Below are 14,839 nucleotides of genomic sequence, written 5' to 3'. Positions count from 1 at the left end.
CGTGTATACAGCGCCGGGGCGTCGTGTACTCCTTATTCCGGATAAAATCATGCCCGATGAATCTGATTCGAACCCCAATCTTCTATTTTTGGAATCTTTTGCATTAAAGAAAAACGATCCGGATCGCTTAGAAGCAGGCCGTCACTTTTTGACTTGGTTGCTTGATGTAGAAACACAGATGACGCTCATTCGTAAAAATGCACAAACGTTACCCTATAAGCATATCCCGGTACTTACGCCCATACTTCAGCATGACCGTTTTCAGGAAATTTTCGGTATGTTGCCGGATATTGCTGACTTGATAAAACTTTTGGAAACCGGCAGCGCGACCGATGCAGACCCTCGAAGCTTCCGGGCGCAACGGGAGGCTATTGCTCAGCGCAGCAAAGACGCACTTAACCTGTGGGGCTTGACCCGATATATCCATCTTATGCAGCCGCTGACTGTTGTGCCGCTCCCCGAGCAGCCCGAGACAACTCTTGAAAGTTCCTTTGATGCGTATTAAGTCCTCATAATTTTAAGCATTCTGAAGCCTATGACATCGTCGTTTAAGGCAGTAGTCGGTAAACACACTATTAGAAAGGCATGAGATTTTATAGCGTTTAAAGAAGGTAACATGAAAACACCGGTTCCATTGCGTGTGCATATCCCCAACATATTATTTGTATTGGGAGTGGTTTTTGCTCACGGCAAAGCTTGGACGGAAGATTCAAGCTTTGATCTGTGGGCAGCCTATACGCAACCGGCGCATGTTGGACGGGTTGTACTGCGTAACCGTGGTAATGACACGCTAAGTTTGGAGAAGGTGTGGCTAACACGTACAGACGGACACGTTCTATCTCCTTTTTGGATGACCGTTGAACCGCGGCGTGTTCCGCCCGGTGCAGCAACATTGATATCTTGGTTTATGGCCGTGGCGCCCGGCGATGCCCTTAATCCTGAGATTCCAACTCCCTTTTCAGATCAGGTGCTGCATATAAACAGACAGGAATTTAGGCTTCGTGACGCGGTTTCATCCATAACAGCGGACTATGCGGTTCGCGACGACGACGGTTCGGTCTATTTATACTTGAAGAGCAGCCATGACGCGTTGCCTGTTATTGTCGGCTGTGATCTTGGCGACACTGCCCTTGAAAGATTAAAATGCGTTGAAGTGCCCCAAGCCCGTACCGTGCTTGTCATTGGGCAAACAGACAATTTCCGAAATACAAAAGAGGAAGTTCCGCTCATCCCGGTGCGCCTTGTCTCAGAGGCAGGCGCAGAGACGCGCCTTTTTGCGCGTTTGTTTCATAGGCGACACACCGCAATACATGCCGGTGTTAGTCTGTTGGGTACGCATCGAATGGTGGGTACTTGTTTAACCCACTGTGAAGATGCATGGGGTCAGGCTGTGGAGAAGACGATTATAAACGCAACAGACCACTGGGGTGAACTGCGTACCATCAAGTTCTGCAATCTGGATCTTGCCGTGGGGGGGCCTTTTTTCTTTGCGCCACTTGCAGAACAAAACCACATTGAACCCCAATTGACTTTTTCCGATGCTTGCCGTGACGGCGACTATATCGGCACATTACTCAACAGTGCCGCACACACAAAAGAATGGAGCGCACCGGGCATCTTCTTTTCATGGATATTTCCTGAGGACATACACTATCCACATCGCCCCGCTTATAGCTTTCCCAAACTGCGCGCCATGATCTATAGTTTATTGGCCGGGGGCAGCCGTGGTCTCGAATTCCAACGCCTTTATCACGATGATCCTGATGGAGACGTTGGCCGCAATTATATACGCCTACAAGAAGAAATAGCGCCCTTAGAGCCTTTACTTGCGATTTCAGAGCCCGTGGATCTGACGGCGGCTGCGCCGTCGCGCATGCATGTGCGCACGCTGCTCTGCGGCGACCGGGGTATCCTCGTCTTTTTATTGAGCCGAAACAGTCAGCCCTCATTGGAAGCAAAAGAAGAAACTGTGACTCTTTACGCGCCGTTTGGGATTGAAGTTTCGGCACAGGCCATTGAAATCGGCGGCGCTCTCAGCCGACAAAAAGTAAGAAGGGACAATAATCTGTTATCATATACTTGTATTACCGATTTGGCAACCGTGCATTTTATTCCGGCAAGTTCGAAAGGGCGCCATGATATCCGTTGATGATATTTCTGTCATAGCCTTGGTGAGTGCGCGTGTGGCGCATCATTATGAGATTATGCCTTTGGGAGTCCATGATGGTTGTTGCAGGATTGCCTCATCCCGCACCGATTTATCGATCTGTGATGATCTCAGCCGTTTGCTTGGGATGCCGGTACGCCTCGAACCTTATACAACGGAAGAAATTACAGCTGCCCAAAAGAAATACTATGGTGTTGGCGCTGATACGATTGAGCAGCTGAGTGCGTCACGCAACGAAGCGCTTCTGATTTCCGAGGAGGCAGCCGAAGACGTCAGTACGACCGCCTTACCACCAACGATCATCAAATTTGTCAACCAGATACTTTTCGAGGCTTATCAAGATCGTGCGACGGATATCCACATTGAACCTTTTGCTAATTTTTGTCGGGTACGCATTCGTGTGGACGGGATACTGTACGAATTGGCGTCGCCCGCGGTGCTGTTTCATTTTCACCGCGAGATCGTTTCGCGTATCAAAATTATGTCCGGTCTCAATATCGCGGAAACGCGGTTACCCCAAGACGGGCGCATTCCGATTCGTATCGGTGATGACGAGGTGGATCTGCGTATCTCCATTGTTCCCATTCAGCATGGAGAAAGTGTAAATATACGTATCCTTCAGGCGCGTCGTGCCCTATTGACCCTTGAAGAACTCGGTTTCACGGCACACGATCGTGATTTGCTTGAAGCGCAAACACGTAAGACCCATGGGATCATTTTGGTGACCGGTCCAACAGGCAGCGGCAAAACTACAACGCTCTATGCCGCCTTAGATCGCATCAATGAGACTGTACGCAAGATTATTACTGTGGAAGATCCGGTTGAATATGAACTTGACGGCATCTGTCAAATGCAGGTTAAACCGCAAATAGGCTTTAGTTTCGCGTCCGGACTGCGTTCTATCCTGCGCCATGATCCCGATGTTATCTTGGTGGGTGAGATACGGGATCTTGAGACCGCAGAATTAGCGATGCGCGCATCATTGACGGGACATCTGGTATTTTCTACGCTTCATACCAATGACGCACCGGGCAGTATCACGCGCTTGCAGGACTTAGGTATCGATTCTTACCTGCTCTGCTCTTCCGTGGAATGCGTCATAGCACAACGTTTAGTGCGGCAAATCTGTCCCGACTGCAAGAAGAGTGCGCCGCCGACGGCTCAAGAACTGATGTTGTTTGAAGGTATGGGCGAGCTGTCCGCTGATCATGTGTTTTATCGCGGCGAAGGGTGCAGACAATGCCGTAATTCCGGTTACCGCGGTCGTATGGCCATATCGGAGGCCTTCGCCCTAGACGAAGATATTCGTCAATTGATTATGGACGGTGCACCTGCCAACCTCCTGCGTAAAGCAGTCACATCAAAAGGAATGATATCACTGCGCAGGGATGGCTTGACTAAAGCCCTGTCCGGATATACCAGTTTGGAGGAAATTGCCCGTGTAACCCAAGAATAAGAGCTCATGTACACCCTCAGGTACGATACGATTGTTCTTATACGCCTGTAAAGGGTGATACATGGTCTATAGCGGATATAAAAACGGAGAATGCGCCGATGAAAGAGTTTGCATACACATGCAGGACCAAGACCGGAGAATCGAAATCCGGGACGCTGTCCGCCGAGTCACAGGATGCGGCTGTGGATGCTCTCTTTGCGCAAGACTGGCACATTCTCGAACTGAAACCCGTTAAGACAACGCCGAGATCAGAGGCTTTTTCTATCTTCCGTAATCGCGTATCTCCCAAGACGCTCATCAATTTTAACCGTCAAGCATCGCGTTTGCTCCATGCAGGTCTCCCGTTGGTTGAAGCATTGAGCGCTATCCGAAACCAGATGCCGGCACTACACGATACGCTTGATGATGTCTTCGATCGTGTGCGCCGCGGAGAAAGCTTATGGTCCGCCTTTGCCGCCCATCCGCGAGTCTTCTCGCCTTTATACGTGAGCGTTGTCCAAGCAGGCGAATCTGCGGGATCGCTGGATAGTGCCTTTGACCGTCTGGCCCATTTAATTGAGGCGGACTATGAAAATCGCACGCAATTGTTTCAATCCTTGATGTATCCTTGTTCCGTAGCCGTGGTGGGTTTGGCGACCGTATTCATTTTTTCGGCTTTTGTGTTGCCCCGGTTCACGGTAGTATTCGAGCAAATGGGCGGTTCCTTGCCCACCGCTACCTTGATCTTGGTATGGATAAGTGATAGTGCACAAAAATGGTGGTGGCTCCTGCTCTTAATCGCCGCTGTTGGCGCCGTATCACTGCGCTCTTTATCAAAACAGGAATCTGTGCGCAGTTTTTTGGATCGACTCATCTTAGCCGTTCCTTTTGTCGCCTCTGTGGTGCGCGACATTGAGACGGCTCAGTTCTCCCGCAGCTTGGGTGCCCAGCTTGAGGCGGGATTGCCGATGATGCCCGCCTTGGAAGTAGCCATAAAGACGATGCAAAATGCCGAATACAAAAGGGTAATGAATGCTTCCATGGAACAAGTACGAGCCGGAAGCGCACTGAGCGAAGAGATGCGAAAATCACAGCTATTTACCGAATCGGTGGTCAGTTTGACGCTCACAGCGGAACGGAGCGGCCGCTTAGACCAAACATTAATGGAGATAGCCGATGATGCCACAGCGGAATGTTCACGTCGTATCAAGGCTGCCCTGACCTTGATGGAACCCTTATTAATTTTAATTGTAGGCTTGTTGGTAGGCAGTGTGGTCATTGCCATGTTGCTGCCCATTTTCAATTTGGAGGAAATGCTGCTATGACCAAAAAGCAATGTAGGCAGGCAGGCTTTACGCTGATTGAACTCATGCTTGTGGTGTTGATTATTGGTGTGTTGGCTGCCATCGCTGTGCCCCGGGTGGCGCGGAATCCGGATCGTGCCCGAACACGAGCAGCCGTGGCGGAAATCGAAAGTGTTACGACCATGCTCGATCACTTCAACATTGATGTTGGCCGATTCCCAACGACGGAAGAAGGACTCGAAGCCTTATATCGTGCGCCCGGCGGTCTCGAAAATCAGGATAGCTGGGATGGCCCTTACACGCGTAGACGTATCATTGATCCTTGGGGAAAGGAGTATATCTATCGATGCCCTCCTGAACGTGGTGTTGACTTTGACCTCATCAGCATGGGTAAAGACGGACTCCTCGGCACGGACGACGACATTGCGAACTATGATTTATGAAGAAAAAAAAGTCACATAAAGGATTTACACTTATTGAGCTGGTGTTGGTGCTTATGCTGCTCGCTATTTTGGCATCCGTGCAATTGCCGCGTATGCACGGGCGTACAAAACGTATGAATATAAAAACCGAAGCTGAATTGTTGTCGCGGCTTGCCGGATTGGCGGCAACCAAAGCACGGCTTGAACGGTGTACAGTACGATTATGTTTTGGTGAAACACCGCAACAGCTGGTTTTCGAAGAGGCGCTGAATACGCCCGAGTCTGCCGCCGCTTTCACTCGGATCACGACGGGACCATTGGGTCGGAATATCGTGCCAACGTCCACCATAGAAACGCTGCCCCTCAGCAATGACGGCGCTATTTGGATCTTTGAACCGGACGGAACGATAGAGGGAAGTGAAATAACATTGAGTCTTGGGGAATATCGTACCGGTATATCCCCGCAACCAACGACCGAGCTGCCATGATGGAGAGCCGCGCCTCAAATCAAAATCCTTTCGCTGCGTCTAAGCGAGGTATGGCTTTGATCGAATTGCTCGTATCCATTGTGATGATTGGTGTCGGTATGACCGCTATTATCCGGGCTTTGGATGGGTGTGTACGCACTTCCGCCGTCAGCCTTGATCGGGATATTGTACGGCCCCTGTTGGAGCAAACACTTCATGAACATACATTTAATTCCGATAAAAATGATTCAGGCCGTTTTGAATCGCCCTTCGAGCGATTTGAATGGCGTGTGGCACGCAAACCCATCGAAGGAACACCTTTGACTGAGATTAAAACAACAATAAGCTGGCGTCATGGACAAAAACGCTATTCTATGGAGGGCTCACGCTTGTGCCTGCCATAAGATCCACAGATCTGCGAAACTACCCTGACAGAGATAGAGCAGGATTTACGCTCATTGAAACGCTCGTGTCATTCAGTATGTTTGGTGTGGTTATGGCATCGTTGTTGACCGGGCTTTGGGTTGCGTCTGAAGCCCATGAACGTATTTATCGCAGCACTTCTTTTGCCGAGGAACACCGGAAAACGGAAAGTCTTTTTGCATCCGATATTGCCGCCGCTTATATCTTAACCGGAAAGACACCTTTTCAAGATCTTCGGGAAGAGGAACTTCTGCTTGATTTTTTTACCCTGTCCGTGGGCAGCCCGGCGCTTATACATGTGCAGTATCTTTTAGATGAGGAAGAAGAGGGCAACGGAAAACTGCTGCGTCGCAGTGCGCCCGTTATCTTAGATGAACCTGTGCCGCCCTATACGGAACAGACACTCTTCTCCGGCGTAGATAAGGCAGAGATTCAATATTTTGATAAGTACACGTGGAAAGCTGATATTCCCGAAGCTATGGTGCCGCAAGCACTCAAATTATGTGTTTGGCGGACAAAACCCGGTCGGGATAACTATTCCGTTTTTGTTGCTGTCCCCAAGATTTACGGAGTCACCCAAAGATGAAGAGGGGCTCCGACAAGAAAGGCTTTATTTTAGTGACTGCAGCACTGGTAATATCGATGTTGGCGGTGTTATGTATGTGTATCGCTCATTGGACACAAATACAGCTGGCTGAGAGCAGCTATAGGCAAATAGAATGCCAAATGGAGCGCTATATAGATAATGCGCTCATCGGGGCTGTCTACTTAATTCAAAGCGGTGGACATCATTCTTATTGCGGCAGCTATAAAACCGTGGATGAGCCCCAATGGTTTGATGAGTCAACATCGGTGACGGTGAAGATGATGATTAATGACTTAGGCGGCAGAATACCCATTAACCACGCCAACCCTCTGATCCTGAAGGAAGTGTTAAAAGAAGTATGGGGGAGCGATGCACATGTGCGCTCCGTCATAGCCGCCATTGAAGATTGGCGCGGTACAGCGCCTAACCCACGATTCAACTTGAGCTATGGCATGCAAGACCCGCCATACAGTGCACGGCATGCCCCCTTAAAACGCATTGAAGAGCTGCTCTATGTGGAGGGGATCTCTGCAGCGCAGTTTTGGGGATCTTTGGCAGTTTCCCGACCCGGTGACGATACGCCATTTTTGACGCAACTGTCTGATACTTCGTCATTTTCAGGGCTTTACGATTATCTTCATGCTCATCCCCGCTTGGGACTCTCCGTAAATGGAGTGCCGCCTCATGTTTGGCGGGTGCTGCTTCGTGCTGCATTGTTCGACCGGCCCGGCGCGGCAGAGCGGATAATCCCCTCTGTTTTGGCGTTACGATTTGGAGCTGATGGGGTGGCGGGAACCAACGATGATCTGGCCATAGAGTCACCACAAGCGCTTTTCACCACCCTTGGCGACGACGGCATGGTTGCCGCACAACGTTTGAACGAGTGGCTCAATTTTGTATTCAGCGCCCAAGCGCTCGAAATACGCATTCATATTTCTTCATCAGATAGTTTTGTTATTAAGGAATCCGTCGCGTTGGTGGTTTCCGATGGCGCAGGTCGATATAGGCCCGAACGATTTGCTTATGTTCGATAAAGAATGAGTGTCTGGAGTTATGTATAAAATCGGTAGTCTATTATGAATGTAAAAGCTTTGTTATTTCATGGAACGCAGTTCTTTGCTTCCGGCCCTTCGCGCCAAGCCGGCGCCCATTATGTATATGACCAAGATTTGCTTTGGCTCACGCCCACGGATAGAAGCGCGGCGGCACGTCTCATAGAATCCGAAGACTTTTCTTCTTTGCGTCGGGACAGCCTTGTGTTATCCATCCCTGCAGCCCTTTGCTTCTCCTATATCTTAGAATTGCCCACCCTTTCTCACGATGAAATCCAACAGATGCTGCCCTTTGAACTGAGCCGACTCTTACCGCTCGATGTGGAATCGGTAACCTTTGATTGGGTATTGCTTAATCAAGATGAATCCAACACACGCCTATGGGTTTTTGCGGTGCCGCAGGGGGCCGTTGCAGACATCCTAGCGAACACGGCACTGCCGGCGCGAAGCATTGCACAAATTGACGTCAGCATTTCTTCACTCTATCAAGCGGCACTGCAAGAACACAGTTCAGAGCTAATGTTATGGCTGGGTCTATTCAACAGTTGTGTAGACATGATTCTTGTACAAGATGGAACTCTTTTAGCACAACGCAGCATTACACGCTTTCATGAGGAGGAAGCTTTTATTCTTGATGAGCTGCAGCGCTTTATGATCCACGCGGAAGAACTGGGACATGACAGGCCGTCCCATATTCACGCCCTTACATTTCATGATATGGATGAAAAGGCAGCGACTGTTATAGCTGCCATAGAGGAATGGGACATTCCGGTATCGGCGCAGTATTTTCCACAGCGGTCCTCTTATCCAAAAGATCTTCGGCATCTTGACCTGCGCCCACGCGCCTACCGCAGGCAAAAAGAGATTCGTGAGCGTATACGCGCCTTCGCCATTCTTGGTGTGTTGACGGCTTGTCTGTTGCTCCTTCTCGTCGGTATAAACGACCTTCTTTTTTCCCGTGAAATAGGCTATGTGGATTTTCTTCATGAAAGCTCTCTGTCTTTAGGACCGCAGACCGATACCCTTGAAGAAATGATGGAACGAATTCTGGAATCACAAAAAGCGGGAAGGGAGAGAAGCCGCTTCTTTGAGATTTTAGATCAGATTACCGCACAAACACCACCGGGTGTATTGATTGATTATTTGTCCTTGAATGCTGCTGCCCATCTGCTGCGCCTTGGGGGACAGGCTGATACCCGAGCAGCTTTGTTCGTTTTTTTGGAAAGGCTCAGCGGCTTATCGGACATCCTTGAACTTCGCCCTTTATCCATGCCTCTTGTTGCCATGGATAATACGGAAGTGGTTGATTATCAAGTGGAATTGGTACTCAAGGCATTGATTTAAGAAAGGAGCGTGCATAAAATGAGAAGCATTTCTCGGCGTGAACGACGTCTAGCGCTCTGGAGCGCTGTCGTTGTATTCGCGGCGATTTTATATTTGTTTATTATCGAGCCGCGTTTTCTTGCATGGCGTGATCTGCTCGCACAACGTAATGACGCCATTAAAAGCTATCAAAAACGGTCGCTCATGGTCGAGAATGAATCCATCATCCGGGATCGTTTTGCCCTGTTAATTCAGTCTGATTCAAAAGAGACCTCCGGCTCGCGCGATGGACTAGATTTTTATGCTCTATTGTCGAAACCTATTTCAGGCGCGGCCTTTGAATTGCGCGATATTCGACCCTTTACACCGCGGCGCACGTCGCCGGGCTCGGGAAAGGTCCATGGCGCTACGCTGCTGGGTGAAGGAAGCATTGAAGGATTAGAAGCCTATCTGCTGCATTTGATACATCTGGAAGAATCTTTGCGTCTGGAAAATATACTCGTGAATATTCCGAGGAAAGACGCGCCCATCCAATTCACCATAACGGTGTCACGCTCCGTGGGAGGATTATCATGACAGTACGGCAAGGCACAAAGTTAATCCTCATCATAAACGTTATGCTGGGAATAGTGCGCTTATTATTTTCTATCGGCCTCATCCCGTGGCGCGATTATTCAGCTCTGCCGGAACCAAGCCAAGAGTGGTGGGAAACCGTATCACGCCTTGAATCTGACACAGGTGAGTCGGTACAGCGCTTATCCAACAAAGGAGTTTTTCAATCGCGCAGAGCCGGTACGCGTATCCTGCAATCAGTAGACAGCTTAGGAGAATATGAACTGAGCGGCGCAAGCAGCAACAAGGTTTATTTCATGAACAAGCGCAATCACGGGCTCATTGTATGCGGCGTGGGAGAAATGATCGAGGGTTATACGGTAAAAGAGATCACTGACCAGTATGTAGAATTGGAGAAAGATGGCAATGCAATACAAATTCTTTTCTAGCACACTATGGATCGCTTGTCTCTTGATCGGCAATGCAATCAGGGCGGATGAATCGCGATTGGTAAACATCAAAAGCCCTGCGCCCATGCCCATGTCTGCTATCGTATCCATGATTTCGGACATGACTGATATGAATATCATGGCAACCGAGCAAGTCGCCAAGGTACTTGTCATCGCGAACGCCCGTAATTTGCCCGCCATGGATGTATTGAATCATATAGCGGCAATTTATGATTTTCGTATTATTAAAGAGGAGGACGGCACCGTGTTGATCGTCACGGCACACGAGTGTCAAACCATGAGAAACTGCGATGAATTGATCCGTGTCTATTCGCCGGTCAATGTGCAGTCTTCCGCGCTTATGGAAATGGTTAAAGATCATTTGAGCGAAACGGGCACAGTGAGCATCAATGAAGCAACCAATCAGGTCATTGTTTCTGATCGTGAGGACATCTTAGATCGATTGGAATATACCATTACGTCCGTGGATCAGATGCTGACAACAGCCGTCTTCGAAACCAATGAGATCACCTCACAAGAGGCAGGGGCGTTATTAAGCTCCATTGTACAGTCACCGGGAAGTATCCAAACCGATACGGCAGGCCGTTTCATTACGGTTACGGATACACCGAAGAACATCGAAAGAGTTCGTAAGGCATTGGATGAATTGGACAAACCCGTGGATTTAGTGACCGAGATTTTTCCCTTACGGCATGCCTCCTGCGATGAAGTAGGGTATACGATACAGGAACTCTTTCGCGATACCGGTATCTCCCGTGATCGTACGCATGGAGGCGCTGCCTTTTCGCCACAACCGACAGGGCAGGGGGAAGCGATCAATGCTCTCACGCCTCCGGGTGTCCGCGACAATATTGCAGCACAGCCCGGTATTGACGGAGGCGGGACGGCGGAGCGTTCAGGAATGCGTGCCTTCGCATTGGGACGGCGCGGTTCAGTGGTAATTGATACACGCAATAACGCAATCATCGTTACTGCTGAAGAGGCTTGGATCGAACGTTTACGGGACATCATCACTGCCATGGATATGGAAAGAGAACCATTCAGCTATACCTTTTCTTTTGCCGAATTGGAGACTTTAGATTTAGAAGAGAAGCTGGCTTTGTTGCTCAACACACGAGGAGAGAGCTACCATATCGACAAAGAAAACAATAAAGTTAGCCTCTTTACCACGCCTCAACGGGCGGCTATCGCTTTAGATCTTTTCCAACAGTGGGATAAGGCTCCCTCACAAATAATTATTGAAGCAAAACTCCTTTCCGTCAGTGATAATACCTTTAAGAATCTTGGGCTGGATTTTAAGGCGCAACACGAAAGAGTACGACCCTATACGCCCTCTGTCATCACTCGGGAAGGAGGGATAAAGCTTGCGCCACCCATAGCGGCAGGATCGCCCATTACCGAACTCAGCATCGGGTCTTTCGCCACATCCGATTATAATCTGCTGATCCGCGCCATAGCGACTGACAGCAAAACCCGTATCATTACGGAACCGCGCATTGCGACTTTGAACCGAAAACAAGCGACTTTCTCGGACGCACGCCAAGAACCCTATACGGTCGTGACCGTGGACGGACAGACCAATACAGTATTGGAAGATGTGCGCTTTCTCGATGTGGGCGTAACGCTGGAGGTACTGCCTGAGGTGAACGACTATGATGATATCAAACTTGATATCATGCTTAAATTAAGTCATTTAGTTGAATTCAGAAACAACTATCCGGTGGTGGACACGACCCTTGCACAGGCAACAAGCCGTACACCCCATGGCCGCCCCGTATTGCTTGGCGGGTTGCAGCTGCGCCGTTCGCTTAAACAACACAGCGGTATTCCGGTCTTAAAAGACATCCCTCTTCTCGGAGGGCTTTTCCGAAACTATGAGGGCGATAAAACAGACCGGCAACTTATTCTTATCGTGACGCCCTATATTGAGGATGATCAACGGCGAGAGGAAGATGCCTTGCTCATGGATATTACGGAGATGGAGGCAAGCATGATGAAAAACTCAATAGAAAGCAACAATAAAAAACTGCCTTTGTAAAGAGTGCTTACAACCACTTGATCTCAAAAGGCTGTGCTCGCCCGATAGGCCTGCGCTCGCTATGATCTCAACCTTGCATCAACTGCTCCAGCGTATTCACAAGCTCTGCAAAGACTTCCATGGCTTGTTCAACTGCTTTAGGCTTGGTCAAATCCACGCCGGCCGTTTTCAGCGTATCCAAAGGATAGCGGGATCCGCCGGCACTAAGAAAATCAAGGTAGCGCTGACATTCTTTTGCGCCGCCCTCCAACACATTGCGTGAAAGGGCAATGGCGGAAGATAATCCGGTAGCATACTTGTAGACGTAAAAAGCACGGTAAAAGTGGGGGATACGCAGACCTTCCAGCTCAAGCTCTGCATCTATATGCATAGCCGATCCGAAATAGTCATCCAGTAATTTGCGGTATTCCTCACGTAACACTGCGAGCGTAAGGGGGTTGCCGGACTCTACAAGTTCGTGGATAATCTTTTCATATTCGGCAAACATGGTTTGCCTGAAAATGGTGCCGCGGATTTCATCGATTTGTTTGTTGATCAGTAAAATGCACATCCCTTTTGAGTCGGCATGATCCAACATATAGCGGCCAAGCAATTGTTCATTAAAGGTGGATGCCACTTCAGCAAGAAGAATGGGGTAGTGGGCATAGTGGTAAGGCTGTGCGCGCATGCTATACCACGAGTGCATGGAATGCCCCGCTTCATGGATGAGTGTGAAGACACTGTCCAATACATTGCTTTTATAATTCATGAGAATATAAGGGGGGCAGCCGTAACAACCATAGGAAAAAGCACCGCTGCTTTTGCCCCGATTTTCATACCGATCAACCCAACGGTCTTTCGTGAGACCAAGGCGCAGAGTCTTCACATATTCCGAGCCCAAAGGAGCAACAGCCTCGCAGCATAAATCTACCGCTTCCTCATAATCGATCGTGCGGGACACATCCTTTACAATAGGCGTGTAGGTGTCATAAAAATGGAGTTGTTTCAGACGCAGCGCCTTCTTGCGCAGCCCCAGATAACGATGGACAACAGGAAGGGCTTCCCGTACTGCTGCAATCAACGCGTCATAGGCCGCCGTCGGCATTTTGTCATCAAAGAGAGCTGCTTCACGGGCTGAAGCATAATTTCTGGCTTGGGCGACATATACATCTTGCAGGACAGAACCGTTGAGTGTGGCAGCCAGCGTATTGCCATGCCCTTCCATAACAGCATAATATTTATGAAATGCTTCTTTACGGACTTTTCTAAGCGGGGAATCAAGAAGAGCTCTGAAGGAACTTTGGGTCACTTCAACACGATTACCCTTTTCATCGACCACTTCGCCGAATTTCATATCTCCATCAGAAAGTTGGTCGAAGACGCGGGAAGGCGTTTCCGCCACTTCTCCTTGCATTGCCAGCAGGCGCTCTTCATTGAGTCCGAGAATATGAGGACGGTATCGCAACAGATTTTCAAGTGAAAAGAGATAGTTTTCAATGAGCGGTGATTTAAGAAATTCCTTCATTTTTGTTTTTGGAATTTCTTGAATTTCCGGGTTGACAAAACTCACCGATTCACTATAGCGTGTTGCCAAATTAGAAAAGCGGGCAGCCATGATCTGATAGTTGGGATTGGTAATGTCCTCGCTATATTTTAGTTGGGCATAGGCACCCAACTTTTCCAGCAGCAGACTAAGTTCATTGACCGTATCGAAACATCCCTTGATTTGGCGCGCGGAACGTTTTAATTTACCACGGAAAAGATCCAATTCGGGCAAGCGCGTTTCTAATTGATTAAATGCCTCTTCCCAAGCCTTATCGGATGAAAATATCTTCTTTAGATCCCATGTATCTGCAGGGGCAACTTTTGCCCGAGGTATCGGCCCATTCATTTTTGTCATTCCATAAAACCTTTATTCTTTTCCGTGATCAATTCCGGTCTTCTGTCTCGTAATAGCTTCTCACTTATTCCGCAAAAAAACGATAGTAGGTGCGCGACTGATACGCCTTGCCCGGGCGCAAAATCGTGCTCGGGAAATCAGGCTGATTGGGCGAATCGGGAAAATGCTGTGTTTCCAAACAGAAGCCGCCGCGATGATTATAGACAGCGCCGTCTTTGCCATGGTTGGTACCATTCAAAAAATTACCACAATAGAATTGAACACCTGGTTCAGAGGTCCACACTTCCAAGGCACGTCCCGTAGACGCTTCTTTTACAAGCGCCGCCCGCCTGAATTCACCCGTTGCATCCGGGTTCAACACAAAGTTATGATCATAGCCCTGACCAAATTGTAATTGTTGGTCTGAATCATTGATTCTGCTTCCAATGAGTGCGGGCACGCGGAAATCAAAGGGGGTATTGTCGACGGCACGGAGCTCTCCGGTAGGGATGAGCCCGCTATTGACAGGGGTAAAGAAGTCGGCGAACAAAGTCATTTCGTGATTCAGTATGGGTCCGCTTCCGTGCCCCCTCAGGTTGAAATAACTGTGGTTGGTCAGGTTGACTGGTGTCGCGGCGTCGGTCTCAACGTCATAATGAATTTCCAGCGTCTTATCTTTGCTGATCCAGTACGTGACCGTGCATTGCAAAGTGCCGGGATAGCCTTCATCACCGGATGGGCT

The 14,839-nt window shown here is 49.0% G+C and carries 15 protein-coding genes; 13 read left to right on the top strand and 2 right to left on the bottom strand.

Going from position 1 to position 14,839, the window contains the following annotated elements:
* Positions 1 to 49 precede the first annotated feature (49 nt).
* The 13 genes from GX117_08810 to GX117_08750 all read left to right on the top strand — a co-directional run bounded on the left by GX117_08810 (position 50) and on the right by GX117_08750 (position 12,239).
* Complete coding sequence (locus tag GX117_08810; GenBank protein ID NLO33440.1) at positions 50 to 505, top strand: hypothetical protein; 456 nt, start codon at positions 50 to 52, stop codon at positions 503 to 505.
* A 111-nt stretch (positions 506 to 616) separates the two neighbouring features.
* Positions 617 to 2,149, top strand: coding sequence for a hypothetical protein (locus tag GX117_08805; protein NLO33439.1), 1,533 nt, complete (start codon positions 617 to 619; stop codon positions 2,147 to 2,149).
* Positions 2,136 to 3,623 (top strand): type II/IV secretion system protein, encoded by a 1,488-nt coding sequence (locus GX117_08800; protein NLO33438.1) that lies wholly within the window; start codon positions 2,136 to 2,138, stop codon positions 3,621 to 3,623. The genes GX117_08805 and GX117_08800 overlap by 14 nt, the downstream gene beginning before the upstream one ends.
* Positions 3,624 to 3,721: 98 nt before the next feature.
* Entirely contained in the window at positions 3,722 to 4,927 is a 1,206-nt protein-coding gene (locus GX117_08795) for a type II secretion system F family protein (protein NLO33437.1), read from the top strand.
* A complete protein-coding gene (gene gspG, locus GX117_08790; protein ID NLO33436.1) occupies positions 4,924 to 5,349 on the top strand; it encodes a type II secretion system major pseudopilin GspG in 426 nt (141 codons plus the stop codon). Before GX117_08795 ends, gspG begins: the two co-directional genes overlap by 4 nt.
* On the top strand, positions 5,346 to 5,816 hold the full coding sequence (locus GX117_08785) for a prepilin-type N-terminal cleavage/methylation domain-containing protein (GenBank protein ID NLO33435.1): 471 nt from the start codon (positions 5,346 to 5,348) through the stop codon (positions 5,814 to 5,816). Before gspG ends, GX117_08785 begins: the two co-directional genes overlap by 4 nt.
* Positions 5,813 to 6,199 (top strand): prepilin-type N-terminal cleavage/methylation domain-containing protein, encoded by a 387-nt coding sequence (locus tag GX117_08780; protein NLO33434.1) that lies wholly within the window; start codon positions 5,813 to 5,815, stop codon positions 6,197 to 6,199. The genes GX117_08785 and GX117_08780 overlap by 4 nt, the downstream gene beginning before the upstream one ends.
* Positions 6,187 to 6,804 (top strand): hypothetical protein, encoded by a 618-nt coding sequence (locus tag GX117_08775; protein ID NLO33433.1) that lies wholly within the window; start codon positions 6,187 to 6,189, stop codon positions 6,802 to 6,804. The genes GX117_08780 and GX117_08775 overlap by 13 nt, the downstream gene beginning before the upstream one ends.
* On the top strand, positions 6,801 to 7,838 hold the full coding sequence (locus tag GX117_08770; protein NLO33432.1) for a general secretion pathway protein GspK: 1,038 nt from the start codon (positions 6,801 to 6,803) through the stop codon (positions 7,836 to 7,838). The genes GX117_08775 and GX117_08770 overlap by 4 nt, the downstream gene beginning before the upstream one ends.
* A gap of 42 nt (positions 7,839 to 7,880) precedes the next feature.
* A complete protein-coding gene (locus tag GX117_08765; protein NLO33431.1) occupies positions 7,881 to 9,200 on the top strand; it encodes a hypothetical protein in 1,320 nt (439 codons plus the stop codon).
* A gap of 18 nt (positions 9,201 to 9,218) precedes the next feature.
* Positions 9,219 to 9,755 carry a type II secretion system protein M gene (locus tag GX117_08760; protein ID NLO33430.1) on the top strand — a complete coding sequence of 179 codons (537 nt, stop codon included), beginning with the start codon at positions 9,219 to 9,221 and terminating at the stop codon, positions 9,753 to 9,755.
* Positions 9,752 to 10,180: a hypothetical protein gene (locus GX117_08755; protein ID NLO33429.1), complete on the top strand. Its 429-nt coding sequence runs from the start codon at positions 9,752 to 9,754 to the stop codon at positions 10,178 to 10,180. Before GX117_08760 ends, GX117_08755 begins: the two co-directional genes overlap by 4 nt.
* Before the next feature lie 58 nt (positions 10,181 to 10,238).
* Positions 10,239 to 12,239 carry a hypothetical protein gene (locus GX117_08750; protein ID NLO33428.1) on the top strand — a complete coding sequence of 667 codons (2,001 nt, stop codon included), beginning with the start codon at positions 10,239 to 10,241 and terminating at the stop codon, positions 12,237 to 12,239.
* Between the two features lie 67 nt (positions 12,240 to 12,306).
* Here GX117_08750 and pepF read toward each other — a convergent pair whose 3' ends face one another.
* Positions 12,307 to 14,109, bottom strand: a complete 1,803-nt coding sequence (gene pepF, locus GX117_08745; protein NLO33427.1) for an oligoendopeptidase F — start codon at positions 14,107 to 14,109, stop codon at positions 12,307 to 12,309.
* Positions 14,110 to 14,182: 73 nt separating this feature from the next.
* Positions 14,183 to 14,839, bottom strand: a 657-nt coding sequence (locus GX117_08740; GenBank protein ID NLO33426.1) for a galactose mutarotase, incomplete at its 5' end; no start/stop codon positions are given.

It is taken from the genome of Candidatus Hydrogenedentota bacterium (genome assembly GCA_012523015.1).
Classification (GTDB): Bacteria; Hydrogenedentota; Hydrogenedentia; order Hydrogenedentales; family CAITNO01; genus JAAYBJ01.
This window is presented reverse-complemented; position numbering and strand designations above follow the sequence as displayed.